26 protein-coding genes and 1 riboswitch are annotated in these 24,850 nt (G+C 65.9%); of the genes, 19 read left to right on the plus strand and 7 right to left on the minus strand.

What is annotated here, in order from left to right:
* Positions 1-48 precede the first annotated feature (48 nt).
* Together ffh and BMX78_RS02640 are read left to right on the plus strand one after the other, a co-directional pair.
* Positions 49-1,632 (plus strand): signal recognition particle protein, encoded by a 1,584-nt coding sequence (gene ffh / locus BMX78_RS02635; protein ID WP_091415919.1) that lies wholly within the window; start codon positions 49-51, stop codon positions 1,630-1,632.
* Positions 1,633-1,745: 113 nt separating this feature from the next.
* The gene (locus BMX78_RS02640) at positions 1,746-2,480 is read left to right on the plus strand and encodes an alpha/beta fold hydrolase (protein ID WP_091415921.1); all 735 of its coding nucleotides are present in this window, start codon (positions 1,746-1,748) and stop codon (positions 2,478-2,480) included.
* On the opposite strand, the gene thiC is transcribed toward BMX78_RS02640, so the two are convergent.
* Positions 2,467-4,311 (minus strand): phosphomethylpyrimidine synthase ThiC, encoded by a 1,845-nt coding sequence (gene thiC / locus BMX78_RS02645; protein ID WP_091416084.1) that lies wholly within the window; start codon positions 4,309-4,311, stop codon positions 2,467-2,469. The two genes, BMX78_RS02640 and thiC, sit on opposite strands and share 14 nt — an antisense overlap.
* A riboswitch (TPP riboswitch) is annotated at positions 4,306-4,413 on the minus strand. Its footprint overlaps the gene before it by 6 nt.
* Before the next feature lie 82 nt (positions 4,414-4,495).
* Here thiC and BMX78_RS02650 point away from each other — a divergent pair.
* From BMX78_RS02650 to BMX78_RS02730, 17 genes are all read left to right on the plus strand, one after another.
* On the plus strand, positions 4,496-5,578 hold the full coding sequence (locus BMX78_RS02650; RefSeq protein ID WP_091415924.1) for an amidohydrolase family protein: 1,083 nt from the start codon (positions 4,496-4,498) through the stop codon (positions 5,576-5,578).
* Positions 5,579-5,681: 103 nt separating this feature from the next.
* Entirely contained in the window at positions 5,682-6,557 is an 876-nt protein-coding gene (locus BMX78_RS02655; protein WP_091415926.1) for a VOC family protein, read from the plus strand.
* 152 nt (positions 6,558-6,709) lie between these two features.
* The gene (locus BMX78_RS02660; protein WP_091415928.1) at positions 6,710-7,150 is read left to right on the plus strand and encodes a hypothetical protein; all 441 of its coding nucleotides are present in this window, start codon (positions 6,710-6,712) and stop codon (positions 7,148-7,150) included.
* A gap of 195 nt (positions 7,151-7,345) precedes the next feature.
* On the plus strand, positions 7,346-7,762 hold the full coding sequence (gene rpsP / locus BMX78_RS02665) for a 30S ribosomal protein S16 (RefSeq protein WP_091416086.1): 417 nt from the start codon (positions 7,346-7,348) through the stop codon (positions 7,760-7,762).
* Between the two features lies 1 nt (position 7,763).
* Positions 7,764-8,006 carry an RNA-binding protein gene (locus BMX78_RS02670; protein WP_013601399.1) on the plus strand — a complete coding sequence of 81 codons (243 nt, stop codon included), beginning with the start codon at positions 7,764-7,766 and terminating at the stop codon, positions 8,004-8,006.
* Between the two features lie 132 nt (positions 8,007-8,138).
* Positions 8,139-8,684 (plus strand): ribosome maturation factor RimM, encoded by a 546-nt coding sequence (gene rimM, locus BMX78_RS02675; protein ID WP_091415931.1) that lies wholly within the window; start codon positions 8,139-8,141, stop codon positions 8,682-8,684.
* Positions 8,685-9,497 carry a tRNA (guanosine(37)-N1)-methyltransferase TrmD gene (gene trmD / locus BMX78_RS02680; RefSeq protein ID WP_091415933.1) on the plus strand — a complete coding sequence of 271 codons (813 nt, stop codon included), beginning with the start codon at positions 8,685-8,687 and terminating at the stop codon, positions 9,495-9,497.
* 260 nt (positions 9,498-9,757) lie between these two features.
* A complete protein-coding gene (gene rplS / locus BMX78_RS02685) occupies positions 9,758-10,117 on the plus strand; it encodes a 50S ribosomal protein L19 (protein ID WP_050054723.1) in 360 nt (119 codons plus the stop codon).
* An 84-nt stretch (positions 10,118-10,201) separates the two neighbouring features.
* Positions 10,202-10,879 carry a signal peptidase I gene (gene lepB / locus BMX78_RS02690; RefSeq protein ID WP_091415936.1) on the plus strand — a complete coding sequence of 226 codons (678 nt, stop codon included), beginning with the start codon at positions 10,202-10,204 and terminating at the stop codon, positions 10,877-10,879.
* Positions 10,880-11,704, plus strand: a complete 825-nt coding sequence (lepB, locus tag BMX78_RS02695) for a signal peptidase I (protein WP_091415939.1) — start codon at positions 10,880-10,882, stop codon at positions 11,702-11,704.
* Between the two features lie 2 nt (positions 11,705-11,706).
* Positions 11,707-12,537, plus strand: coding sequence for a ribonuclease HII (rnhB, locus tag BMX78_RS02700; RefSeq protein ID WP_286138749.1), 831 nt, complete (start codon positions 11,707-11,709; stop codon positions 12,535-12,537).
* A gap of 90 nt (positions 12,538-12,627) precedes the next feature.
* Positions 12,628-12,954: a DUF2469 domain-containing protein gene (locus BMX78_RS02705; RefSeq protein WP_013601392.1), complete on the plus strand. Its 327-nt coding sequence runs from the start codon at positions 12,628-12,630 to the stop codon at positions 12,952-12,954.
* A gap of 124 nt (positions 12,955-13,078) precedes the next feature.
* Entirely contained in the window at positions 13,079-13,435 is a 357-nt protein-coding gene (locus tag BMX78_RS02710) for a YraN family protein (protein WP_091415942.1), read from the plus strand.
* A complete protein-coding gene (locus BMX78_RS02715) occupies positions 13,436-14,980 on the plus strand; it encodes a YifB family Mg chelatase-like AAA ATPase (protein WP_091415944.1) in 1,545 nt (514 codons plus the stop codon).
* Positions 14,977-16,176: a DNA-processing protein DprA gene (dprA, locus tag BMX78_RS02720; protein WP_091415947.1), complete on the plus strand. Its 1,200-nt coding sequence runs from the start codon at positions 14,977-14,979 to the stop codon at positions 16,174-16,176. Before BMX78_RS02715 ends, dprA begins: the two co-directional genes overlap by 4 nt.
* A gap of 95 nt (positions 16,177-16,271) precedes the next feature.
* Positions 16,272-17,198: a tyrosine recombinase XerC gene (locus BMX78_RS02725; protein ID WP_091415950.1), complete on the plus strand. Its 927-nt coding sequence runs from the start codon at positions 16,272-16,274 to the stop codon at positions 17,196-17,198.
* Between the two features lie 259 nt (positions 17,199-17,457).
* Complete coding sequence (locus tag BMX78_RS02730) at positions 17,458-17,961, plus strand: DUF3145 domain-containing protein (RefSeq protein ID WP_041652118.1); 504 nt, start codon at positions 17,458-17,460, stop codon at positions 17,959-17,961.
* Positions 17,962-18,106: 145 nt separating this feature from the next.
* On the opposite strand, the gene BMX78_RS02735 is transcribed toward BMX78_RS02730, so the two are convergent.
* The 6 genes from BMX78_RS02735 to BMX78_RS02760 all read right to left on the minus strand — a co-directional run.
* Entirely contained in the window at positions 18,107-19,342 is a 1,236-nt protein-coding gene (locus BMX78_RS02735) for a beta-ketoacyl-[acyl-carrier-protein] synthase family protein (RefSeq protein ID WP_091415953.1), read from the minus strand.
* Positions 19,343-19,503: 161 nt separating this feature from the next.
* Positions 19,504-19,749 carry an acyl carrier protein gene (locus BMX78_RS02740; RefSeq protein WP_009359314.1) on the minus strand — a complete coding sequence of 82 codons (246 nt, stop codon included), beginning with the start codon at positions 19,747-19,749 and terminating at the stop codon, positions 19,504-19,506.
* 81 nt (positions 19,750-19,830) lie between these two features.
* The gene (locus BMX78_RS02745) at positions 19,831-20,892 is read right to left on the minus strand and encodes a beta-ketoacyl-ACP synthase III (RefSeq protein WP_091415954.1); all 1,062 of its coding nucleotides are present in this window, start codon (positions 20,890-20,892) and stop codon (positions 19,831-19,833) included.
* Positions 20,889-21,818: an ACP S-malonyltransferase gene (locus BMX78_RS02750; RefSeq protein WP_091415957.1), complete on the minus strand. Its 930-nt coding sequence runs from the start codon at positions 21,816-21,818 to the stop codon at positions 20,889-20,891. Before BMX78_RS02750 ends, BMX78_RS02745 begins: the two co-directional genes overlap by 4 nt.
* 88 nt (positions 21,819-21,906) lie before the next feature.
* Positions 21,907-23,151, minus strand: a complete 1,245-nt coding sequence (locus BMX78_RS02755; protein WP_091415960.1) for a PucR family transcriptional regulator — start codon at positions 23,149-23,151, stop codon at positions 21,907-21,909.
* A 158-nt stretch (positions 23,152-23,309) separates the two neighbouring features.
* Positions 23,310-24,850 (minus strand): transketolase-like TK C-terminal-containing protein (locus BMX78_RS02760; protein WP_502686260.1); only part of this gene is annotated, 1,541 nt, incomplete at its 5' end.

Below are 24,850 nucleotides of genomic sequence, written 5' to 3' on the forward strand. Positions count from 1 at the left end.
CCCTAGATAGTCGAGTCCCGATCATCCACTGAAAGAAGTGCACGGCACGTGTTCAATTCACTCTCTGACCGGTTGACAGCAACCTTCAAAAATCTCCGCGGCAAAGGCCGCCTCACTGAGGCCGATGTTGATGCCACAGTGCGGGAGATCCGCCGCGCCCTCCTGGACGCGGACGTTGCCGTTCCCGTAGTCCGTGAATTCACCAGCCGGGTGCGTGAACGCGCCCTGGGCGCCGAAGTCTCGGGCGCGTTGAACCCGAGCCAGCAGATCGTCAAGATCGTCAACGAGGAACTCGTGGAGATCCTGGGCGGCGAGACCCGCCGGATCCGACTGGCCAAGAACGGCCCCACCATCATCATGCTGGCCGGCCTCCAGGGCGCCGGTAAGACCACCCTGGCCGGCAAGCTGTCGAAGTGGCTGAAGGCCCAGGGCCACAGCCCCATACTCGTGGCCTGCGACCTGCAGCGCCCCAACGCCGTCACCCAGCTCCAGGTGGTGGGCCAGCGGGCCAAGGTGCCGGTCTTCGCGCCGCACCCGGGAGCCACCTCCTCCGAGCTGGAGCACCCTGCCGGTGATCCTGTGGAGGTTGCCCGCGCCGGTGTTGAGGAAGCCCGCCAGAAGCTCCACGACGTCGTGATCGTGGACACCGCCGGCCGCCTCGGCGTCGACGTTGACATGATGGAGCAGGCACGCCAGATCCGCCGCGCCATCGTGCCCAACGAAGTCCTGTTCGTTATCGACTCGATGATCGGCCAGGACGCCGTGAACACGGCACTCGCCTTCGATGAGGGCGTCAACTTCACCGGCATCGTGTTGTCCAAGCTCGACGGCGACGCCCGCGGCGGTGCAGCCCTCTCGGTCGCGTCGGTCACCGGCAAGCCCGTGATGTTTGCGTCCACGGGCGAAGGCCTGGACGATTTCGAACTCTTCCACCCGGACCGGATGGCCTCGCGCATCCTGGACATGGGCGACGTCCTGACGCTCATCGAGCAGGCGGAGAAGTCCTGGGACAAGGACGAAGCCGCCAGGATGGCGAAGAAGTTCGCCGACCAGGAGGACTTCACCCTCGAGGACTTCCTGGCCCAGATGCAGCAGATCCGCAACATGGGCTCCATGAAGAAGATGCTCATGATGATGCCGGGCGCGCAGAACATCCGCCAGCAGCTCGAGCAGTTCGACGAGCGTGAAATTGACCGCGTGGAAGCCATCGTCCGGTCCATGACGCCGCACGAGCGCCTGGCCCCGAAGATCATCAACGGTTCACGCCGCGCCCGCATCGCCCGCGGTTCGGGCGTACACGTGTCCGAGGTGAACGGCCTGCTGGAGCGTTTTGCGCAGGCCCAGAAGATGATGAAGAAGATGGCCCAGGGCGGCATGCCGGGCATGCCCGGAATGCCGGGGCTTCCCGGCGCCGGCGGCGGCGCCCGGAAGAACGCGAAGAACGCCCCCAAGAAGAAGGCCAAGTCCGGCAACCCGGCCAAGGCTGCCCAGGAGCGCAAGGACGCCGAGGCCCGGCGCGCCAACGCTGCCAAGGCCCTTCCCACCGGTGCCGCTTTCGGCCAGCAATCCGGCGACTTCGATCCCTCGCAGCTGAACCTGCCCAAGGGCTTCGACAAGTTCCTCGGCAAGTAGCCCGCCCGACTGACTGGCAGTTGACGCACTCAAATGCGCTTTTCAGTGCGTCAACTGCGAGTCACTTGGGATGGTTCCCGGGGGAAGTCAGTGCCGTGGAATAGGGTTGGGTCATGTTCAAGCAGAGGGTAGTGTTCGTGCACGGCGCCGGCAGCTTCGGCTCCGCGGCCTGGCCGCGCCAGCACGGGATGGCACTGTCCTACGACGCCTTGTTCCTCCGCCGCCACGGCTATGATCCGGTGGCCGAGCCCGTTGAATCTTCCTTCGAGGAGGATGCCAGGATCGTCCTGCGGTCGCTGGCCGACGACGGCCGGGGCGCCGCCGGCGGACATGTCGTGGCACATTCCCAGGGTGCTGTCGCCGCGATGATGGCCGCCGTCGAACGCCCTGATCTGGTCTTTTCCCTGACCCTGGTGGAACCGGCATGCCTGTCGCTCACCGCAGAACTCCCGGCCACCGCGGCGCACATTGGCCTGATGCAGCCCTTGTTCGATGCCCGTCACCAGATGAGCGACCAGGATTTCCAGCGCGAGTTCGTCCGGCGCGTCTACGCCACAGACCTGCAGCAGCCCGCCACGGCCGAGGAGAAGCGTTCCGCCAGGCGGCTGCGGCTGCAGGCCCCGGCCTGGGAAGCGCCGCTGCACATTGTCCCGGGCGTGCCCACCCTGGTCCTCACCGGAGGATGGGAACCGCTCTACGAGGAAATTGCCGGGTACCTCCGGGAGACCGGCGCCCTGCACCGCACTGCGGCGGGAGGGCACCGGCCCCACGACTCCGTGGAGGGGGACCGCATCCTGCGGTCCTTTATCCGGGATGTGAGCAGGATCCAGTCACCTAGGGCGTCCTGAAGCCCTGGCTTCCGGCGGGAACGCTCAGTTCCGGAAGGTAAACCTTGCCGCCGGCCGCCAGGAATTCCTCGCTCTTTCCGCGCATCCCTGCCGCTGCATCGGCCAGTGCCGCCTGCGCCGCCGCCGAACCGTACTCATCCCGAATGTCCTGGCTGATCCGCATGGAGCAGAACTTGGGTCCGCACATGGAGCAGAAGTGCGCCGTCTTGGCCGGCTCGGCAGGCAGCGTCTCGTCATGGAACGCCTCGGCCGTTACCGGGTCGAGGGACAGCGCGAACTGGTCGCGCCAGCGGAACTCGAACCGTGCCTTGGACAGGGCGTCGTCGCGTTCGTGTGCGCCGGGGTGGCCCTTGGCGAGGTCCGCAGCGTGGGCAGCGATCTTGTAGGTGATCACCCCGGTTTTAACATCATCCTTGTTGGGCAGGCCCAGGTGTTCCTTCGGCGTGACATAGCACAGCATGGCGGTGCCGTAGCGGGCGATCTCGGTGGCGCCGATGGCCGAGGTGATGTGGTCATAGCCGGGGGCCACGTCGGTGACCAGCGGCCCCAGTGTGTAGAACGGGGCACCCTTGCACAGTTCCTGCTGGCGCTCCACGTTTTCGCGCACCAGGTGGAACGGAATGTGGCCGGGGCCTTCCACCATCACCTGCACGTCGTATTCCCATGCCCGCTGCGTAAGCTCAGCCAGCGTGTCCAGTTCGGCGAACTGCGCGGCATCGTTGGCGTCAGCCGTCGCCCCCGGCCGCAGGCCGTCACCCAAGGAGAAGGCGACGTCGTACCGGGCGAAGATTTCGCAGAGTTCGTCAAAGTGTGTGTAGAGGAAGTTCTCCTGGTGATGCGCCAGGCACCAGCCGGCCATGATCGAACCGCCGCGGGACACGATCCCTGTCACCCGGTTGGCCGTCAGGGGCACGTACCGGAGAAGTACCCCGGCGTGGATGGTCATGTAGTCCACACCCTGCTCGCATTGTTCGATCACGGTGTCGCGGAAAATTTCCCAGGTCAGGGCGTTGGCTTCGCCGTTGACCTTCTCGAGTGCCTGGTAGATGGGAACGGTTCCGATCGGCACGGGGGAGTTGCGGATGATCCATTCCCTGGTGGTGTGGATGTCGTCGCCGGTGGACAGGTCCATCACCGTGTCCGCGCCCCACTGGGTGGCCCACTGCAGTTTGTCCACCTCCTCGGCGATGGAACTGGTGACGGCCGAGTTGCCGATGTTCGCGTTGATCTTCACCAGGAATGCCTTGCCGATGATCATCGGCTCGGATTCGGGGTGGTTGATGTTGTTGGGAATGATGGCCCGGCCGGCAGCAATTTCACTGCGGACCAGCTCGACGTCGCAGTTCTCCCGCAAGGCCACAAACCGCATCTCCGGGGTGACCACGCCCTGCCGGGCGTAGTGCATCTGGGTTACGGTCCTGCCGTCGACGGCGCGGCGGGGCACCGGCCGGGCGCCCTTCCACTCGGCGCTGGCGGCACCGCGGCGGACAGCCGAGCGTCCGTCGTCGAGCAGGTTCCGCCCGCGGCCGCCGTAAGTTTCCGTGTCCGCACGCGCTGCTATCCACTCAGCCCGGAATGGCGTGAGGCCGCGGACGGGATCACTGCCGGGCCCGGCGGTCCGGTAGACACGGAACGGCCCGTTGGGCTGGCCGTTCGGTGAATCCGCCAGCTCGATTTCCGTGACCGGCACCCGGATCCCGGCCGCCGCATCGTCGACAAACGCCAGGGAATGGGACTTCAGCGACTGCGTGACGGGTGGCTGGTCCTGGCCTTCGGACAGGCCGCCGGACTGAATTTGGGCAGGGTTAAGCTGTGCATTTGATGTACTCAAGGAATACTCACTTCCTTCGCCGGCATTACCCGGACAGGTTCAACGGTCGCAGGCTGCGTCAGCCCGATCTCAGCCCCTGCAAGGGCACCCGTGTGGTCACCAAGAAGCTACCACAGCTGTTTCGGAAGGGCCGTGTCACATCCGGTGGTGCTAGCCTGTCCGGGCGGGAAAGCGAGGCACATCCATGGCAGAGATCATCCAGTTCAACGGCGCCGTCCTGACCGGGCCGGACACCGAGGCACGCGGGCTGTGGTCCGTGGACGGCAGGCTGACCTTCCGGCAGCCGGCGGCCGAACCGGGCAGGATCCTGGACGGCTGGGTGCTGCCGGGATTCGTTGACGCCCACTGCCATATCGGCCTGGGAACCGGTGGCGCCGTTGACGAAGCGACGGCGGAAGAGCAGGCAAGGACCGACCTGAATGCGGGCACGCTGCTGGTCAGGGACGCAGGTTCCCCCGCAGACACCCGCTTCCTCCAGGGCAGCCGCAACGCGCCGCTGCTGATCCGCGCCGGCCGGCATGTCGCCCGGACCCGCAAGTACCTGCGGGGCTTCGCGGAGGAAGTCGAGCCCGCCGGCCTGGTGGAAGCCGTCCGGAAGCAGGCCCGCGACGGCGACGGCTGGGTCAAGCTCGTGGGGGACTGGATCGACCGCGGCGCCGGCGACCTGGCGCCGTCGTTCCCTGCCGCCGTCGTCAAGGACGCCGTCCAGGCCGTGCACGACGAAGGTGCCAGGATCACCGCGCACTGCTTCGCGGAAGAAACACTGGACCAGATGCTGGACGCGGACATCGACTGCATCGAACACGCCACCGGACTGCTGCCGCGGCACCTTCCGCGGTTCGTGGAGCAGGGTGTTGCCATGGTGCCCACCCTCATCAACATCGCCACTTTCCCGGACATCGCGTCGCAGGCGGAGCCCAAGTTCCCCCAGTACGCGGCCCATATGCGCGCCCTGTGGGAACGGCGCGCGGAGCGGGTCTTGGAGGCGTTCGACGCCGGAGTGAAGATCTACGCCGGAACGGATGCCGGCAGCGTCATCCGCCACGGGCGGATCGGTGATGAAATCCTGGCCCTCCACCATGCGGGCCTGCCTGTGGCCGCCGCCCTTGACGCCGCCTGCTGGGGCGCCCGGAAGTGGCTGGGTGCTGACGCGCTCGAGGAAGGTGCCCGGGCCGACGTCGTACTCTGCCGGGAGGATCCGCGGCAGGTTCCGGAAACGGTGCAGGAGTTGGCCCACGTGGTGCTGGGCGGGCGCGTCGTCCGCTGAGACACGGATAACCCGAAAACTGCTTGGAATAAATTGAAGCTTCAAGTAATTTTAATTGTGACAGGCCCACCAACCCGACGGGCCCCAGCACCGGGAGTTTTCAATGACTGCAGAAGCCGCCACCCAGGATCTTCTTCCTGCCGACCTCACCATGGGCACCGTAATGCTCAAGGTGGGCGACATGAAGGTCATGACCGACTACTACCAGCGTGCACTGGGGCTAGAAGTTGTGGCCGAGCAGGACGGAGGGCTGTACCTTGGCCGCCTCCAGAAACCGCTGGTCCACCTTGCGCCCGCTCCGGGATTGAACCTCCCGGTCAGGGGGGAAGCCGGCCTTTTCCACACGGCCCTGCTGTTTGAGAACCAGGCCGACCTCGCAGCCACCATCGCCACAGCCGCCCGGTTCGAGCCGCGCTCCTTCACGGGCAGCGCCGACCACCTCGTCAGCGAGGCTTTCTACTTCACCGATCCCGAAGGCAACGGCATTGAGCTCTACTGGGACCGCCCGCGGAGCAGCTGGTCATGGAACGGTACCGACGTGGTGATGGACAGCCTCGCCCTGCCGCCACAGCGCTACCTGGAGCAGCACCTCACCGAAGAATCCCTGCAGCGCCAGCGCGGAACAGTGGCGGGCGTAGGTCACGTCCACCTCCAGGTTGGCGACGTCCAGTCGGCCCGGGACTTCTACGTGGGCACCCTTGGCTTCGAAAAGACCGCCGGCTGGCACGGACAGGCACTTTTTGTCTCCGCCGGCCGGTACCACCACCACATGGCGATGAACGTCTGGAACAGCCGCGGAGCGGGGCCCCGCAAGGACACTCTTGGCCTGGGTGAAGTGCTCATCGAAGTTCCCTCGGGGGACGACGTCGGGGCGCTCGCTGACCGGCTGAAGGTCGCCGGGGTGCCCGCGCACCACACCGGTGCGGAACTGCGGTTCGAGGATCCCTGGCGCACCAACATCCGGGTCGCGGTCCGCTGAGCCCGCCTGCGAACCCCGTTGGAATGCCGCCTGCCGGCGCGGGTGCGGGCGGCGGGGGCCGGGGCGGTGTACTAGGCTGATGCCGAACGGCCGGCGCGGCAGGTGCCGCTTGCTTGAGCGGCCGCACCGTCGACGGAACGAGGGCACTTCCCATGGGCTTCACCGAGATCTTTGTTGCCGACCACGCAAGCGCGCTGAAGCGCGCCGGAGTGCTGGACCAGGGCAGCGGCCAGCCGGCCGCGCACGCTGTGCGCATCCCCGAAATCAGCGACTTCGAAATTGAGCAGCTTGGTGATCTCGCCGGCACCGCCGTGCATGCCGGCGGCGCCGACTACGAGCTGACCATGGTGGACGTAGCCAGCGACTCGCTCCTTGCTGTACCCCCGGCCATGGTCCGTGCCCTCGCCGACCTTCTGACCTACGAGATCGAAGGGGAAGGCAACGTCCTGGATGACGTCGCCGAACAGTGGGCTGCCCAGGAGGACATGCCGTTCGATTCCGCCCAGGCCCGGACCTACGTCCGGCAACTGGCGGAACTCGCCGGCGGAATCGACGACTCTGAGCGCAGCGGACTGTACGTCTGGACCTCATGAGCAACATGCCCGCGGGCGCGGGCAGGGTGTCAAGTCGAAATCCGGGCGCTCATCTGGCACAATGAACAGGTACTCGATCTGCGTGGCCCCTCTCTCCGCGTCCGGATCCTGTCCTTCGAGCCCGCAAGTACGGCCCGCCCCACGGGTGCAGAACGCCGGGTTCACCCCCTTTCTGAAACAGGAGTGACCACAAAAGTGGCCGTAAAGATTCGCCTTAAGCGCTTTGGCAAAATGCGCGCACCGTACTACCGCATCGTCGTCGCAGACTCACGCACCAAGCGTGACGGCCGCGCCATCGAGGAAATCGGCAAGTACCACCCCACCGAAGAGCCCTCATACATCGAGGTTAACTCCGAGCGTGCACAGTACTGGCTGTCCGTCGGCGCCCAGCCGTCCGAGCAGGTTGCCGCCATCCTGAAGATCACCGGTGACTGGCAGAAGTTCAAGGGCCTGCCGGGCCAGGAAGGCACCCTCAAGACCAAGTCTGAGAAAGTCGCCTTCGTTGCTCCCGAAAAAGGTTCTGTGATCATCCCGGAAGCCATCACCAAGAAGGCATCCAAGTCTGAGGCAGCCGAGGCACCGGCCGAGGCAGAGACCACCGAGGCTGAGTAAATTGCTGGCAGAAGCGCTGGAACACCTGGTCCGGGGAATCGTTGATTCCCCGGATGACGTCAAGGTCAGCTCCAAGAGCAACCGCCGCGGGGATACCCTCGAGGTGCGCGTTCACCAGGACGACCTCGGAAGGGTGATCGGCCGCCAGGGCCGCACGGCACGCGCACTGCGCACCGTTGTGGCAGCCCTGGCCGGCGGCGAACCGGTAAGGGTCGACGTCGTCGACACTGACCGCCGCCGCTGAGCGCTCGGCAACATCAGCTTTTGCTCCGGCCCCTCCACCCACGGTGGAGGGGCCGGAGTGCTTTCACCGGCACCCTTTCACCGGCACCCCCGCCGAACCACACGGAACAGACACATCGGAACAGAGGAACACATGCAGCTGCAGGTGGCACGAATCGGCAAACCCCACGGCATCCGGGGGGAAGTAACCGTCCAGGTCCTGACCGACGCCCCTGAGGACCGGTTTGTTCCGGGAACCGCATTTGTGGTCGAACCGGCCTCTGCCGGACCGCTGACCGTCAGCAGCGCCCGCTGGAACAAGGACATCCTGCTGCTGGGGTTCGAGGAAATTGGAACCCGCAATGAAGCGGAAACCCTCCGCGGTGCCAAACTCTTCATTGAAACCGAGGAACTGGACGAAGACGACGACGACGGCTGGTACGAGCACGAGCTGGTAGGACTCGAAGCCCGGGTGGGATCCCAGGTGGTGGGCAAGGTCGCCGCGCTCAACACCATGCCGGTCCAGGACCTGCTGGTGGTCACCACGCCAGGCGGGGAAGAGATCCTCATACCTTTCGTTGAGCAGATCGTGCCGGAGGTCAACATCGAGGAAGGATTCGTCCTCCTCACCCCGCCAGACGGACTGTTCGAGCTGAACGTGGACCAGGACGCCGGAACCGGTCCGGAAAGCAACGCCTAAATGCGGATCGACGTTGTCAGTATTTTTCCCGAGTACCTCGCGCCCCTTGAACTCTCCCTGATCGGCAAGGCCCGCCAGGACGGGATCCTGGACCTTCACGTCCACGATCTCCGGGCCTTCACCACCGACAGGCACCGGACTGTGGATGACACCCCCTACGGCGGTGGCGCGGGCATGGTGATGAAGGCTGAGCCCTGGGCCCAGGCATTGTCGTCAATCGCAGAGGGGCGCCCGGCAGGTTTGGACAAGCCTGTCCTGATCGTCCCGTCGCCCGCGGGGGAGCGGTTCACACAGGCCCTCGCCTACGAACTGGCCGAAGAGGAGCACCTCGTATTTGCCTGCGGACGCTATGAGGGCATCGACGAGCGGGTCATCGAGTGGTCGAATGAACACTTCACCGTGCGTCCCGTCAGCCTTGGCGATTACGTCCTGAACGGCGGTGAAGTGGCTGTCCTGGCCATGGTGGAGGCCATCGGCAGGCTCCTGCCCGGTGTTGTGGGAAACCCGGAGTCGCTGGTGGAGGAGTCACACTCCGACGGGTTGCTGGAGTACCCGGTCTACACCAAGCCATCTGTCTGGCGCGAGCGGGAAGTGCCCCCGGTCCTGCTCAGCGGCAACCATGGAAAGATCGCCCAGTGGCGCAGGCACGAACAGTTCCGCCGGACGGCGGAACGCCGCCCCGACCTGCTCGAAACGTTTGACGCCGGCAAGCTGCCCCGTGCCGACCGCGCCGCCCTGCAGGACCTGGGATACGACGTCGTGGACGGCCGCCTGCGGCGCCGCCCCGCCGGGCCTGACGGACACCAGGACTGACCGGGCCCGCATTCTTCGGGCCGCGGATTCCGGGATTGGCTGTCCGTCGCGGACTGTGGCAAAATTAGTCCTTGTGTCTGCTGGGTCCGCACCTGCCACAGGGGGAGCGCAACCAACAGCTAAGACAACCGGCCACATCAATCAGTGAAGTGGCCGGACTACTAAACTTTCGGCAGCAATCTCCGGTGCGCCACCAGCGTCCGGGCTTGACTGCCGTGACCCAAAGTGAATGACCTGTGGCGTTCACCAGGAGTGCACTCATGCATATTCTCGATTCCGTAGATGCAGCCTCGCTGCGCACCGATGTTCCCGCGTTCCGCGCAGGTGACACCCTCAAGGTTCACGTGAACATCATCGAAGGCAAGAACACCCGTGTCCAGGTATTCCAGGGCTTTGTCCTGGGCCGCCAGGGCGAGGGCGTCCGCGAGACCTTCACCGTCCGTAAGGTTTCCTTCGGCGTCGGCGTGGAGCGTACCTTCCCGGTACACTCCCCGATCATCGAAAAGATCGAGGTCGTTACCAAGGGTGACGTCCGCCGCGCCAAGCTTTACTACATGCGTGCACTGCGTGGTAAGGCTGCGAAGATCAAGGAAAAGCGCGACTTCAGCACCGCCAAGTAAGTCCTTCCCGGACCTACCCAGGCAGGGCCGCAGCCGTAACCGGCCAGCGCCGGAGCCATGCACCAGCGCCCAGGATACGGACTTATGGACCAGACAAAACGCCAGCCCCCCAAAACGGGCTGGCGTTTTGCGTTCCTCGCCTTTGTGCTGGCCATTGCGGTCGGTGGGCTGGTCCGCTCACTCTGGCTGGATGTCTACTACATTCCGTCCGAGTCCATGGAACCGCTCCTCCAGGGCGGGGACCGGATCCTTGTCTCGCGCACGGATTTCAACGCCGAGCCGGTCCGGCGCGGGGATATCGTGGTCTTTGACGGCCGGGGAACGTTCTCACCGCTCAACAGCGGCAAGGGCGCGTTCGTGGACTCCGCAGTGGCAATCACCCAATGGCTTGGCCTCACCGGCAGTGACACCACGTACGTCAAGCGCGTCATCGGCCTCCCGGGGGACACCGTGGTCTGCTGTGACACCGGCGGGAAAATCACCGTCAACGGCCAGCCATTGGCCGAGCCCTATATCTTTCCCGGTGATCACCCCAGCACCCAAAAGTTCACCGCAGAAGTGCCGGACGGGCGGCTGTGGCTGTTGGGCGACCACCGGTCCGTGTCCGCCGACTCCCGGAGCCTGCTGGGTGCCCCCGGCGGGGGGATGGTACCCCTGGACAGGGTTATTGGCAGGCCGGTCCAGATCGTCTGGCCGCTTGATAGATTTGCTGCAGTACCTCGGCCGCCAGCGGCAGGGCCCATAAAAGAGAACGGACAGTAGATGCCCGAGAACCACCCGCGGATCCCCGAGCCGCGTCCGGACGGCGCCCCGGATTCCCCGGCCAGTGCTGCACCGGAAGCAGCAGCGGCTCCGGAAGCACCTTCCAGGGCCGCGAGCAGCCGGGCCGAAGCGAGGGCCGCCGACGAAAAGACGGGCGGAAGCCAGGTGCTCGCCTGGCTGAAGGAAATAGCCACGGTAGTGGTCATCGCCGTGGTGCTCTCCTTCCTGATCAAAACATTCCTGTTCCGGGCCTTCTTCATCCCGTCCGAATCCATGGTGAATACGCTGGACGTGGACGACCGGATTTTTGTTAACCTCCTGGTACCGGAACCGTTCTCGCTGAGCCGCGGGGACGTTGTGGTGTTCCGCGACACCAAGGGCTGGCTGCCGGCGGCGCCGGAAAAGACCAACGGGCCCTTCACCTGGGTGCAGGACGGCCTGACGTTTGTTGGCCTCCTGCCGGACAACTCCGAGCAACACCTGGTCAAGAGGGTCATCGGGCTGCCGGGGGACCATGTGGTCTGCTGTGACGCCGGCGGTAAACTGACCATTAACGGAACCGCCATCGACGAAAAGTACGTCAACACTGCCGAGGTTCCGCAGGTCCGCAACTTCGATGTGACTGTCCCCGAAGGCAAGGTGTGGGTGATGGGTGATAACCGGAACCACTCCGCCGATTCCCGCGCCCATATGGATGCCGACGGCGGTTTCATCAATATGGCCGACCTTGAAGGCAAAGCTGCTGTCATCGCCTGGCCGCTGAGCAGGATCACCACCCTGGACAACTACCCGGACGTGTTCCGGAACGTTCCGGTGGCGCCCTGACCATGTCCCCGGTAGTCAAGGCCAGCCCCGCCAAGGCCGGCACGGCCAAGGGGCGGGCCGGTTCCGCCAAAGCGGGCCGTCCCGCCAAAGCTCCCACCCTGCGGCATGAACGGACGTTTAAGGCGCAAGGCGTGCGCCTTATCGCCGGTGTTGATGAAGTGGGCCGCGGCGCTCTTGCCGGTCCCGTCAGCGTCGGCATCGCCGTGGTCGACGTGGAGCGCCAGCGGCCGCTGGCCGGGGTGCGGGACAGTAAGCTGCTCAGCCCGGCGGAACGGGAACGCCTTGACCCGCTGGTCCGCCGGTGGAGTGTGGCATCGGCGGTAGGGCATGCCTCAGCGCAGGAGATTGATGCCCTGGGCATTATTGCCGCGCTGCGTCTGGCTGGAACCCGCGCGTGGCAGGAGATTCTCGCGGCGGGTGTTACCCCGGACATGGTGCTCCTGGACGGCAGCCACAACTGGCTTTCCCCGGCAGAACAGCTGTCCCTCTTTGACGAGCCCGTGCTTGAAGCCGCCTGTGAGGCCCCCGTGCATACCAAGATCAAAGCGGACATGCAGTGCCTGAGCGTCGCTGCCGCGAGCGTGATCGCCAAGGTGGAGCGGGACAGGATGATGAAGGAACTCCATTTGGAGTACCCGGACTTCGGCTGGGACATCAACAAGGGCTATGCCACCGTGCTGCACCGGGACGTCCTCCGTGCGGCGGGTCCAACCCCGTACCACCGTGTAAGCTGGCGCCTGCTCGGCGGGGAGTTGCTCGACGGGGCGCTGGAGGATACCGGCGGTGACGATGTCCTGGGCGGCGACGCCGGCGGGCCTGCCGCTGAAGACTGAGCCCGTCCGCGGACTGGTTCCTGGTGGACTCTGCCGCCCATACGCCCGGCACGGGCTCCGGCGGCGCCGCACATGGTGCAAGATGGAAGCATGAGTGCTGAGGATCTTGAAAACTACGAAACCGACATGGAGCTGCAGCTCTACCGTGAATACCGCGACGTCGTCGGACTGTTCAGTTACGTTGTCGAGACCGAACGGCGCTTCTACCTTGCCAACCATGTGGACCTCCAGGCCCGCAGCGCCGACGGCGAAGTCTACTTCGACCTGACCCTGCAGGACGCCTGGGTGTGGGACGTGTACCGCTCGGCGCGGTTCGTTAAGAGTGTCCGGGTCCTTACGTTCAAGGACGTCAACGTGGAAGAGCTTCCGCGCAACGAAGAACTCGCACTGCCCAAGGATGTTGACCTGGGTCAGTAATACCTGACGGGCCGCCGGGGACTTGTCCTGCACAGTCACCCCCCGGCGGCTGTTTTGTGCACATACGGCACAAGCTCCCTTACCTCCGCAACCGCGCGGCCGCAGGCTGGTTGCGGAGGTAGAAATGAAATCAAAAGACCTGTTGGGCCGCCGCGGCGAGGACCTCGCCACGGATTATCTTGAGTCCCTCGGCATGCTGGTGGTGGAGCGCAACTGGCGCTGCACCGAGGGCGAAATCGACATTGTGGCCCTCGACGGCGATGCCTTGGTGATTGCCGAAGTGAAGACCCGCCGATCCCTCGACTACGGCCACCCCTTTGAAGCGGTTGGTCCGGAGAAGCTCGCCCGCCTGCACCGGCTTGGTTCCGCCTGGTGCCGGGACCGGGAGCTGCGAATGCCGCTGCGGCGGGTGGATGTCATCGCCGTCCTGGACGACGGCGGCGGCGAACCCGTGGTGGAGCACCTCAAGGGGGTGGGATGAATGGCCCTCGGCAGGACCTACTCCATCGCCCTCGTCGGGCTGAACGGCTACATCGTGGAGGTCGAGGCGGACATCGGCCAAACCCTGCCGGCTTTTATTCTTCTCGGGCTGCCGGACGCCTCGTTGAATGAAGCAAAGGAGCGCATCCGCTCGGCAGCCAAGAACTCCGGGATCCCGCTAAGCCGCCGGAAGATCACGGCCAACCTCATTCCGGCCTCATTGCCCAAACGCGGCTCGGGGTTCGACCTGGCAGTCACCATGGCGGTACTGCGGGCGGCGAACGACATCAAGCCAACGGGAAAGACTGTCTTTATCGCGGAGCTGGGGCTTGACGGCAGGCTGCGCCCGGTCCGCGGCATCCTGCCCGCCGTGATGGCATCGGTCCAGGCGGGCTATTCGGACATCGTGGTGGCGCATGCCAACCTGGCGGAGGCGGCCCTGGTTCCCGGCGCCAACGTCAGGGGCTACCACACCCTCGCCCGCCTGGCCCTCGATTTTGGCGCGGACCCGCAGGAGCTTGCCCTGGATTTTGAACCGGATGACTCGCAGCTTCCAGCCGATGAGGAGGAGGATGACGGCATCTGTCCGGACATGGCTGATGTCTCCGGGCAGGGCGATGCGAGGCGGGCCCTCGAAGTGGCAGCAGCCGGCGCACACCATCTCCTCCTGATGGGTCCGCCGGGCGCCGGCAAGACCATGCTGGCCGAGCGCCTTCCCGGGCTGTTGCCGGACCTTGCCGACCACGAGGCCATGGAGGTTACCGCCATCCATTCGCTCTGCGGCCTGCCATCGTCCTCAGCCCGGCTGCTGCGCCGCCCGCCCTTCGAAAGCCCGCACCACTCGGCCACCGCCGCCGCAATCATCGGCGGCGGCTCAGGCCTGCCCAGGCCCGGCGCCGCCTCCCGTGCCCACCGGGGCGTTCTCTTCCTGGACGAGGCTCCAGAGTATGAGCGCCGCGTGCTTGATGCACTGCGGCAGCCGTTGGAGAGTGGGGAACTGGTGATTCACCGCTCCGCCGGCACCGCTGCCTATCCTGCCCGGTTCCAGTTGGTTCTGGCCGCCAACCCCTGCCCCTGCGGCAAGGCTTCAGGCAAGGGCCTGGACTGCACCTGTACGCCGATGATGCGGCGGCGGTACCTGGCCCGGATGTCCGGCCCGCTGCTGGACCGGGTGGATATCCAGCTCCAGGTGGACAGGGTCTCCCTGGCAGAGTTCGGGCAGGGAGGCGCCGAGGAGAATACTGCGTCAGTAGCTGACAGGGTGCGCAATGCCCGCGGGCGGCAGCTTGAACGGCTGCAGCCCTTCGGCCTGGAAACAAACGCCCAGGTACCCGGCCGCGTACTGCGGGGAGAACTTCGGCTTCCGGCGGCCTCCACCCGCATCCTTGACCATTCACTGGAACGCGGCGTACTCACCGCCCGCGGCTATGACCGGGTTCTTCGCTTGGCCTGGACCATGGCGGACCTGGGACACAGGGAACGGCCGGACGTCAACGATATCGGGCAGGCGCTGGGACTGCGGCAGGCTGCGGCGGTGGCCGCATGACGGGGATCGGGGCCGACCCTGAAAGGGTGGCGCGGGCCGCGCTTGCCAGGTTGATGGAACCCCAGGATGCTGCCGGGCTCGCACTGGTGCAGATCTGCGGCGCAGTGGATGCCCTGCGGATTGCCACCGGCCAGGTTTCTGCCGGAACGGAGCTGGAGCGTGAGATCACCTCGCTCCTTGCGGACAGCGGGTCCGCCACCAGCTGGTCCGGGATGGCCGCGTCGTTGAGGCGCTGGCAGCCCCGGATTCCGGATCTGGCACCGGAGCGGGACCTCGCAACCATGGCACGGCTGGGCGGCAGGCTGATCATCCCGTCGGACGAGTTGTGGCCGGTCCAGCTCTCCGACCTGGGCATCCAGGAACCCCTCTGCCTGTGGTGGCGGGGGACGGAGCAGCCCCTGCCGGGGGCGGAGAAGTGCATCGCGCTCGTAGGGTCCCGGGACAGCACCAGCTATGGCGCATCGGTTACAGGGGATATTGCCTACTCTTTGGCGCAGCGGGGCCTCACCATTGTGTCCGGGGGTGCCTACGGCATTGATGCGCACGCCCACCGTGCCGCACTTGCCGGCGCTTCGGCAGCAGTGCCCACCATCGCCGTGATGGCCGGCGGTGTTGACCGCTTCTACCCGTCCGGGAACGAAGACCTGCTCCGCGCCGTCTGCAACCAGGGGGCTGTGATAGCGGAAGTTCCACCAGGCTCGGCGCCCACCCGGTACCGGTTCCTGCAACGGAACAGGCTCATCGCCGCCATGTCGGCGGTGACGGTGGTTGTGGAAGCGCGCTGGCGGTCAGGAGCCTTAAACACAGCTCATCACGCCGAGACGCTGGGCCGGGCAGTGGGTGCTGTCCCCGGCTCGGTGCACAGCGCCAATTCGGCCGGCTGCCACCGGCTGCTCCGGGACGGGGGCGCCGTGTGCGTCACAGACGCGGCAGAAATCGCTGAGCTGGCAGGGCCCAGCGGCTCCGGCCTTCCGGAACCCTGCCAGGGCGGAGCCGAAGTCCAGGACGGGCTGACCCTCGAAGACCTGATCCTCCTGGATGCCCTTCCGCTACGGTCCACCACGTCGGTCGAGAAGCTCTGTTCCGTGGCGGGACTGGGACCGGAATCAGTGCGGGCCGGGCTCGGCCGGCTGGGGCTGCTCGGGCTGGCCGTGTCGGAGCGGGGCGGCTGGAAGCGTGGCAAGGCGTCGGCGTGACGAGGGCGGGTTCACCAAGGCAGCGGGGGCGGCGTGCTCGACGATTGGATCGTGTCCAGAACGCGGACGGCGGCAACACCTGAGACAGTAGGAGAGTGGAGAACCAGGAACTGCCCCGGGAACTAGGCCAGGCGCTGGGCGCCTTCGTGACGTACCTGTCGGGGGAGCGGGCCCTGTCCCAGCACACGCTGCGTGCTTATGAGGGCGACATCCGCAGCCTCCTGGCCCATGCTGCTTCTGAGGGCGGAACCACGCTTGCTGACCTGGAACTCGGAACCCTGCGGCGGTGGCTGGGAGTGCAGAGCCAGTCAGGCGTCGCACGCTCCACTCTCGCACGGCGGGCCGCCACCGCGCGTGCCTTCACGGCATGGGCCCTTAGGGACGAGCACATTACCGCCGATCCGGCGCTGAGGCTCAAGGCACCCAAACGCGAGCAGTCCCTGCCCGGTGTCCTGCAGTCCCAGCAACTGACCAGGCTCCTGACCAGGCTGGAGGAAGCTGCCGCAGAGGGTGAACCCCTGCCTGTACGGGACAGGGCGATCGTCGAACTGCTCTACGCGACAGGAGTCCGGGTCGGGGAGCTCACAAGCCTCGACATCGATGACCTGGACCCGGACCGGCGGACACTGCGTGTCATCGGCAAAGGCAATAAGGAACGCACCGTCCCCTACGGCGTGCCGGCGGCGGTGGCAGTGGATGACTGGTTCCGGCGGGGCCGGCCAAAGTTCGCCAGGGACAACAGCGGCCCCGCCCTCTTCCTGGGCGCCCGGGGAAGCCGGATTGACCAGCGGCAGGTCCGGTCGCTGGTCAATGCCCTGTTCGATGCCTTGGGTGACACCTCGGCCTCCGGCCCGCACGCCCTTCGCCACTCGGCAGCCACGCACTTGCTGGACGGCGGCGCGGACCTGCGGGCCGTGCAGGAGATACTGGGGCACAGCAGCCTTGCCACCACCCAGATTTACACTCACGTCTCTGTCGACCGGCTTCGCAAGAGTTACCAGCAGGCACACCCCAGGGCATAACCCCATGGTGCCTGGATCAGCCAGGAATCGCACTGGCGTAATTAGGCAGCGTACGGCACAATAAGAGTCACGTCCGGCAACTTTCAAGTCCCGCTTGAAGCTCCATTGCTTGCTTCCGGTGGACCACCAAGTCCGGACACAGCTTTACCTGAACAGTTGAATATTGAGGCAGGGAAACAGGACCGGCAGTGCAGGGCACGGCAGTTCCATCCAGGCAGAGGTCGTTGGGGAAGACGTACCTAGAGCTATGGAGGATGGAATGTCTGTTGCAATGACCCGCGGTGTGCTGTTTGTTCACTCAGCCCCTACTGCTTTGTGCCCTCACGTTGAGTGGGCCATCGGCTCCGTCGTGGACAAGCGGACGGATCTTGAGTGGACCCCTCAGCCTGCCGCGCCTGGAATGTTCCGGGCCGAGTTGTCCTGGACCGGCGCCCCCGGGACGGGATCGAAGCTTGCCTCGTCACTCCGCGGCTGGGCTCACCTCCGCTACGAGGTCACCGAGGAACCGAGCCAGGGTGTGGATGGCGGCCGGTGGTCGCATACCCCCGAGCTGGGAATCTTCCATGCCGTCACTGACGTGCACGGCAACATCATGGTGTCCGAGGACAGGATCCGCTACGCCTACGAATCCGGCGCGGGGGATCCTGCAGCTGTCTACCATGAGCTCTCCCTGGCCCTTGGTGAGGCCTGGGATGAGGAACTCGAACCTTTCCGGCACGCTGCCGAGGGCGCGCCTGTCCGCTGGCTGCACCAGGTGGGATAACCGCAGCAGAACACCCCCGACGCAGCCTGTCGCCATCGTGATAGAGACCGGCAGCAACATCAAGCAATCTCCATAGCACAACAGGAGGCCCCGCCAGCCGGCGGGGCCTCCTGTTGGTCTTTCGGCAGTAAGCGCCGGACTGCTGCTAGATGCTGCGGACGGCAACCACGGCGTTGTGCCCGCCGAAGCCGAAGGAGTTGCTCAGTGCCACGATGCTGCCAGCCGGCAGGTCCCTGGCCGAGGTGACCACGTCGAGCGGGATCTCCGGGTCCTGGTTCTCCAGGTTGATCGTCACCGGCGCCTTGCGCTCGTACACGGCCAGCACCGTGAGCACGGCCTCAACTGCGCCGGACGCACCCAGGAGGTGGCCCATCTGCGACTTGGTGGCAGATACCGCCACGCTGTCCACATGGTTGCCCAGGGCAGCACGGAGTGCGGTGTACTCCGGCTTGTCGCCTACGGGGGTGGAGGTGGCGTGCGCGTTGACGTGCACCACGTCCTCGGCCTGGATCCGGCCGTCGAACATCGCAGCTTTCAGCGCGCGGGTTGCGCCAAGGCCCTCGGGGTCCGGGGCGGTGATGTGGTAGGCGTCCGCCGTGACGGAAGTACCGGCGAGTTCGCCGTAGATCCGGGCTCCGCGGGCCAGGGCGTGCTCCTCTGCCTCGAGGACCAGGGCTCCGGCGCCCTCACCCATTACAAAGCCGTCACGGGCGGTATCGTACGGGCGGGAGGCACCCTGCGGATCGTCATTGCGCCGGGACAATGCCTGCATGGAGGCGAATGCTGCAAGCGGCATCGGGTGGATGGCGGCTTCGGCACCACCGCACATCACCACGTCTGCCTTGCCGGAGCGGATCAGTTCCAGGCCCAGGTGCATGGCTTCGGTGCCCGAGGCGCAGGCGGAAACGGGGGTGTGGGCGCCGGCGCGGGCGCCCAGGTCCAGGCTGACGGCCGCGGCAACACCGTTGGGCATCAACATCGGAACGGTCATGGGGAGGACGCGGCGGGGGCCCTTTTCCTTCAAGGTGTCCCAGGCGTCCAGCAGGGTCCAGACCCCGCCAATGCCGGTGGCGAAAGCCACAGCCAGCCGGTCCTTGTCGAATTCGGTGATACCGGAGTCGGCCCAGGCCTCGCGGGCCGCTATCACGCCGAACTGGGTGGAGGGGTCCATCCGCTTCGCCTCCACACGGCTCAGCACCTCCAGCGCGGGAGTGCTGCAGCGGGCTGCGAAGTGGACGGGCAGTTCGTACTTGGCTACCCAGTCGTCCTCCAGGGTGCGGGCACCGGAGACCCCCTTGAGCGCGTTGTTCCACATCGTGGGTACATCGCCGCCGATGGGTGTGGTGGCACCCAGACCGGTAATGACTACTTTGCGTGTCATGGGATCACTCTTTCGTCGGTGGGAATCCGTCTGCCGGAGGGTCCCGCGTTTTGATGGTCGGCACGCTTGCACGCGCAAGGTGCCGGAAAATGCGGCGGGCTGCCGGTCCGGTCATCCGGACCGGCAGCCCCGCCAAGCCGTAGTACGGCGAAAGCCTGGAACTAGGCCTGTGCTCCAGCGATGAAGCTGACGGCGTCGCCGACGGTCTTGAGGTTCTTGACCTCTTCGTCCGGGATGCGCACGCCGAACTTCTCTTCGGCGTTGACCACGATGGTCATCATGGAGATGGAGTCGATGTCCAGGTCCTCGGTGAAGGACTTGTCCAGCTCCACAGCCTCGGGGGCCAGGCCGGTTTCTTCGTTCACGATTTCAGCCAGGCCGGCCAGGATCTCTTCGTTGCTAGCCATGTGATGGCTCCTTTTCTTGTATTGCCGGCAAGTACTGCCGGAAATGGCTCAGGACGCGGTTGCGGCCTGTTGGGGGCGCTTCTAGGGAAGGACAACTACCTGGGCGCCGAAGACCAGCCCGGCACCGAAACCGATCTGCAGTGCCAGGCCGCCGCTCAGTTCCGGCTTTTCCGCCAGGAGGCGGTGGGTAGCCAGCGGGATGGATGCCGCAGAGGTGTTTCCTGCGTCGGCGATGTCCCGTGCCACTGTAACTGTCTCGGGCAGTTTCAGCTTCTTCACCATCTCGTCGATGATGCGCATGTTGGCCTGGTGGGGGATAAACGCCACCAGGTCCTCAGCGGTCACACCGGCCGCCTCGAGGGCCTGCTGGGCGACCTTCGCCATTTCCCAGACGGCCCAGCGGAATACGGTCTGGCCATCCTGGCGCAGCGTGGGGTAGAGCTCCTGGGCCTCTTCGAGCAGGGCGAGGTCGCCGGTGGAGTCGGACTGCCGGGCGGCCATGCCAAGGTCACGGACGTCCAGCATGGACCGGGTCATGCCGATGGCGTCCCATTTGCTGCCATCCGAGCCCCACACGGACGGCGCGATGCCGGGAGTCTCGGAGGGGCCAATGACGACGGCGCCTGCACCGTCCCCGAGCAGGAAGGAGATGGTGCGTTCCCGGTTGTCAATGACGTCGGAGAGCTTTTCGGCGCCGACCACGAGCACATACTTCGCAGCTCCTGAGCGCACCAGTGAGTCACCCTGCGCGATGCCGTAGCAGTAGCCGGCGCAGGCAGCCGAGATGTCAAAGGCGGGGGCAGGGGTGGCGCCGAGTCGGTCCGCGAGGCTGGCAGCGGCGGACGGCGTTGCGTACGGGTGCGTGACAGTGGAGACGATGACGGCGCCCAGGTCAGAGCCCTGGATTCCGGCTTTTTCCATCGCTTCGCGGGCAGCGCCCTCGGCCATGTCGATAACGCTGATGTCGGCCGGGGCGCGGTGCCGGGTGACAATCCCCGTGCGCTGGCGGATCCATTCGTCAGAGGAGTCGATCCACTGGCAGACGTCTTCATTGGTGACGATCACATCGGGGCGGTAGGCACCGAGACCCAGGATCCGGGTGTGCTCCTGAATGGGAGCCTGCTTCAGCGTGGGAACGCTCATGCGTTGCCCTCCAGTTCTGCGAAAAGGGCCAGGGCGGCGGAAAGGTCATCGGGAGTCTTGACTGCAACGGTCTTGACGCCGGGCATGCCCCGCTTGGCAAGCCCGGCAAGCGTGCCTGCCGGAGCCAGTTCGATGACGCCGGTGACGCCGCGCTGGACCAGCGCCTCCATGCAGAGGTCCCAGCGCACGGGCCGGGACACCTGGGCGATCAGGCTTTCGACGGCGGCACCGCCGTCGGTGACCTCCCCGCCGTCGTAATTCGACAGCAGGGGAACCTTCGGGGCCTGCGGCTTCAGCTGCGGCTCCAGTGCCTTGAGCGTGCTGACAGCCGGTGACATGTGGCTGGTGTGGAAGGCGCCGGCAACCTTCAGCGGAATGACGCGGGCCTTGGCCGGCGGATTGTCGGCGAGGGCCTTGAGCTGTTCGAATGTTCCGGCTGCGACGGTCTGCCCGGCGCCGTTGACGTTGGCCGGGGTGGCGCCTGCTGCTTCGATCGCAGCCAGGACCTCTGCCGGGTCCCCGCCTACCACGGCACTCATGCCGGTAGGCGTGACGGATGCGGCAGCGGCCATGCTGTTGGCCCGCTCACGGACGAAGGTCATGGCTTCCTGCTCGGTGAGGACTCCGGCAAGCGCCGATGCCGTGATTTCACCGACGGAATGTCCCGCCAGGATAACCGGCAGGGAGTTCAGCTCGACGTCGAAAAGGGATGCGGCGGCGACGAGGCCGGCCGCAACGATCAGGGGCTGCGCCACGGCAGTGTCCTTGATGGTTTCCTCATCCGAGGTGGTCCCGTGCGCGATCAGGTCAATGCCTGCGATGTCGCTCAGGGCGGCCAGCTGGCCTGCCACCGGGGGCAGTTCAAGCCAGGGGGCCAGAAAACCCGGGGTTTGCGAGCCCTGTCCAGGGCAGACTATTGCAAGCACGTAACCAGCTTTCCAAATTACTGTGTGATGGAGCGGTGTTTGTCCGCACCAAGCTCACGGGGTCAGGTTGTAGGAAGTCTACAACGCCTCAGGGTTGGTTCCGGGACGGATGGCGCTCCGCGGCGGCTTTGGGCGGGGCTGAAAGACGGCCAACCACGAGGGCGGCCTGGAGGACAAACGCCTCCCGCGGCAGGAGCGGATCCCAGCCTGTGACGTCACAAACCCGCTTCAGCCGGTACCTGACAGTGTTCGCATGGACGAAGAGCTCACGGGCCGTTGCCTCCAGGGAATGGCCCAGTTCCAGGTAGGTTCCGAGCGTTTCCACCAGTCCGTTGGACGCTGCCAGGAGCGGCCGGTAGATGTTTTTGACCAGGGAGCGGCGGGCCGCGTCATCACCGGAGATGACGCGCTCAGGGAGGAGATCATCGGCGGCAACAGGCCGCGGGGCGGCAGGCCACGCGCGGGCAGCCGTGAGGCCGGCGAACGCGGACTGCGCCGAGCCACTGGCCTCCAGCAGGGAACTGGCTTCGGGGCCGTACACCACAGGTCCGGGAGCGAACATGTCGCTGAGCTTCACGTAGGCGGTTTCCCGGTCCTGCACGCCACCCAGGATCAGGATGAGCCGGTCGCCCTGGATGCCCACCAGCGCGTCCTCCGCGTAACGGCCAGCCATCCGGCGGAGTTCGCTGACGTAACTGGCGCTCGGCTCCGAGGGGGAATTGCCCACCATTACCGTGAACCGTTCCTGCGCCTTCCAGCCCAGCGCGGCGATCCTTGACCGCAGGGCGTCAGTGTTTTCGCCGCGCAGGATGGCATCCACAATCAGGGCTTCCAGCCGCGTGTCCCAGGAGCCGCGGGATTCAGCCGCCCGTGCATAAACATCCGCGGCGGCGAACGCCACCTCACGGGAGTAACGGAGCACAGCCTCTCGCAGGGATGGCTGGTCAGCCTCGGGCGCGATGACCGGAACCTGGTCTTCCACCACTTCCACCACGATCCGGATCAGCTGCAGGGCTTTCTGCAGGCTGATGGACCGGGTCAACTCCGTGGGTGCCGTGCCGAAAACATCTGTGAGGATCCACGACGGTGAACTCGGGCGCTCGTACCAGGTGACAAATGCGGCGATGCCGTTCTGCGCCACCATGCCGAGGGCGGAACGCTCGTCCGAGCTGAGCCGGCTGTACCAGGGCAGGGATTTTTCCAGCTCGCGCATGGTGGTGGTGGAAAGCTGGCCAACGTTCGCCCGCAGTTTCTTCAGGGTTTCGGACTTCTCCGGAGTCACTCCTGGGAGGGACTGTTTGCGCTTCGCGGACGGTGTTGCAGGTGCTGGCATTCTTTGAGCATACGGCCCCTGCCCTGCAAGCTCCATTTGTGCGAAGGCTACAATCCGGCTGGTTGTGCGTCACAACCGTTGCCGCGCGGACAGACGACGGCGGCCCCCGCCTTTCGGTGGGGGCCGCCGTCGTGTTGCTGGCTCTTTAGCGGGTGAGGCTACGCTTCGCCTCCGGCGTTGCCGGTGGAACCTGCATTCACGTTGTGCAGCCGGTACTTGTCAATCGCCTTGGCCGGAGCCTGGGGATCAACCTCACCGCGGCGGGCCAGCATCTCCAAAGACCGCACCACAATGGAGTGGATATCGATCTTGAAGAAGCGGCGGGCTGCGGCGCGCGTGTCGGAGAAGCCGAAGCCGTCGGCGCCGAGGGTGGCGAATTCGTTGGGCACGAACTGGCGGATCTGGTCCGGGACGGCCTTCATGTAATCGCTGACGGCGACGACGGGGCCGGTGGCGCCTTCGAGCTGTTTGGTGACGAACGGGACGCGGGCGGGCTGGCCGGGGTTGAGGAAGGCTTCCTCTTCGGCGGCCAGGCCGTCGCGGCGCAGTTCGTTCCAGGAGGTGACGGACCAGACGTCGGCGGAGACGCCCCAGTCATCGGCCAGGAGCTGCTGTGCCTCCAGGGCCCACGGCACCGACACACCCGAGGCGAGGATCTGGGTCCGGGGACCGTCGATCTTCGCCGGGGCGAGCAGGTAGATGCCCTTGATAACGCCTTCGACGTCCAGCTCTTCGGGTTCGGCGGGCTGGGTGATGGGCTCGTTGTACACGGTGAGGTAGTACATGAGGTTCCGGTCGTCCGATTCCGGCCCGTACATGCGTTCGAGGCCGTCGCGGATGATGTGGCCCATTTCGTAGCCGTAGGCGGGGTCGTAGGTGACTACTGCCGGGTTGGTGGAGGCCAGGAGCGGGGAGTGGCCGTCGGCGTGCTGGAGGCCTTCGCCGGTGAGGGTGGTCCGTCCTGCGGTGGCGCCGATGATGAAGCCGCGGGTCATCTGGTCCGCTGCTGCCCAGAAGGCGTCGCCGGTGCGCTGGAAGCCGAACATGGAGTAGAACACGTAGACCGGGACGAGGGGCACGCCGTGGGTGGCGTACGCGGTGCCGGCGGCGGTGAACGCTGCCACGGCCCCGGCTTCGTTGATGCCGGGGTGGATCAGCTGGCCCTGGGCGGACTCCTTGTAGGCCAGGACCAGGTCGCGGTCCACGGACAGGTAGTTCTGACCCTTGGGGTTGTAAATCTTCGCCGTCGGGAAGAACGCATCCATACCGAAGGTGCGCGCCTCATCCGGGATGATCGGGGCAATGTGCTTGCCGAACTCCTTGTCCCGCATCAAGTCCTTCAGGAGCCGGACGAAGGCCATGGTGGTGGCGGCCTGCTGCTTGCCCGAGCCTCGCTTGGCCACCTCGTAGGACTTCGCGTCCGGCAGGGTGATCGCCGCGTGCTTGCTGCGGCGCTCGGGAACGGACCCGCCCAAAGCGGCCCGGCGCTCCATCATGTACTGGATTTCCGGGGCCTCCGTACCGGGGTGGTAGTACGGCGGCTGGTACGGGTCTTTTTCGAGCTGCTCATCCGTGACCGGGATCCGCAGGTGGTCGCGGAACTTCTTGAGGTCGTCGAGGGTGAGTTTTTTCATTTGGTGGGTGGCGTTGCGGCCTTCGAAGTGGGGTCCGAGTCCGTAGCCCTTGACGGTTTTGGCCA

It is taken from the genome of Arthrobacter sp. OV608 (assembly GCA_900110595.1).
Classification (GTDB): Bacteria; Actinomycetota; Actinomycetes; order Actinomycetales; family Micrococcaceae; genus Arthrobacter.

What these genes read in the sequence shown, in the direction of transcription:
- BMX78_RS02640 (WP_091415921.1), top strand. Translation starts at nt 1,746, where the DNA reads ATGTTCAAGCAGAGGGTAGTGTTCGTGCACGGCGCCGGCAGCTTCGGC.
- BMX78_RS02650 (WP_091415924.1), top strand. Translation starts at nt 4,496, where the DNA reads ATGGCAGAGATCATCCAGTTCAACGGCGCCGTCCTGACCGGGCCGGAC.
- BMX78_RS02655 (WP_091415926.1), top strand. Translation starts at nt 5,682, where the DNA reads ATGACTGCAGAAGCCGCCACCCAGGATCTTCTTCCTGCCGACCTCACC.
- BMX78_RS02660 (WP_091415928.1), top strand. Translation starts at nt 6,710, where the DNA reads ATGGGCTTCACCGAGATCTTTGTTGCCGACCACGCAAGCGCGCTGAAG.
- rimM (WP_091415931.1), top strand. Translation starts at nt 8,139, where the DNA reads ATGCAGCTGCAGGTGGCACGAATCGGCAAACCCCACGGCATCCGGGGG.
- trmD (WP_091415933.1), top strand. Translation starts at nt 8,685, where the DNA reads ATGCGGATCGACGTTGTCAGTATTTTTCCCGAGTACCTCGCGCCCCTT.
- rplS (WP_050054723.1), top strand. Translation starts at nt 9,758, where the DNA reads ATGCATATTCTCGATTCCGTAGATGCAGCCTCGCTGCGCACCGATGTT.
- lepB (WP_091415936.1), top strand. Translation starts at nt 10,202, where the DNA reads ATGGACCAGACAAAACGCCAGCCCCCCAAAACGGGCTGGCGTTTTGCG.
- lepB (WP_091415939.1), top strand. Translation starts at nt 10,880, where the DNA reads ATGCCCGAGAACCACCCGCGGATCCCCGAGCCGCGTCCGGACGGCGCC.
- rnhB (WP_286138749.1), top strand. Translation starts at nt 11,707, where the DNA reads ATGTCCCCGGTAGTCAAGGCCAGCCCCGCCAAGGCCGGCACGGCCAAG.
- BMX78_RS02705 (WP_013601392.1), top strand. Translation starts at nt 12,628, where the DNA reads ATGAGTGCTGAGGATCTTGAAAACTACGAAACCGACATGGAGCTGCAG.
- BMX78_RS02710 (WP_091415942.1), top strand. Translation starts at nt 13,079, where the DNA reads ATGAAATCAAAAGACCTGTTGGGCCGCCGCGGCGAGGACCTCGCCACG.
- BMX78_RS02715 (WP_091415944.1), top strand. Translation starts at nt 13,436, where the DNA reads ATGGCCCTCGGCAGGACCTACTCCATCGCCCTCGTCGGGCTGAACGGC.
- dprA (WP_091415947.1), top strand. Translation starts at nt 14,977, where the DNA reads ATGACGGGGATCGGGGCCGACCCTGAAAGGGTGGCGCGGGCCGCGCTT.
- BMX78_RS02730 (WP_041652118.1), top strand. Translation starts at nt 17,458, where the DNA reads ATGTCTGTTGCAATGACCCGCGGTGTGCTGTTTGTTCACTCAGCCCCT.
- BMX78_RS02735 (WP_091415953.1), bottom strand. Translation starts at nt 19,342, where the DNA reads ATGACACGCAAAGTAGTCATTACCGGTCTGGGTGCCACCACACCCATC.
- BMX78_RS02740 (WP_009359314.1), bottom strand. Translation starts at nt 19,749, where the DNA reads ATGGCTAGCAACGAAGAGATCCTGGCCGGCCTGGCTGAAATCGTGAAC.
- BMX78_RS02745 (WP_091415954.1), bottom strand. Translation starts at nt 20,892, where the DNA reads ATGAGCGTTCCCACGCTGAAGCAGGCTCCCATTCAGGAGCACACCCGG.
- BMX78_RS02755 (WP_091415960.1), bottom strand. Translation starts at nt 23,151, where the DNA reads ATGCCAGCACCTGCAACACCGTCCGCGAAGCGCAAACAGTCCCTCCCA.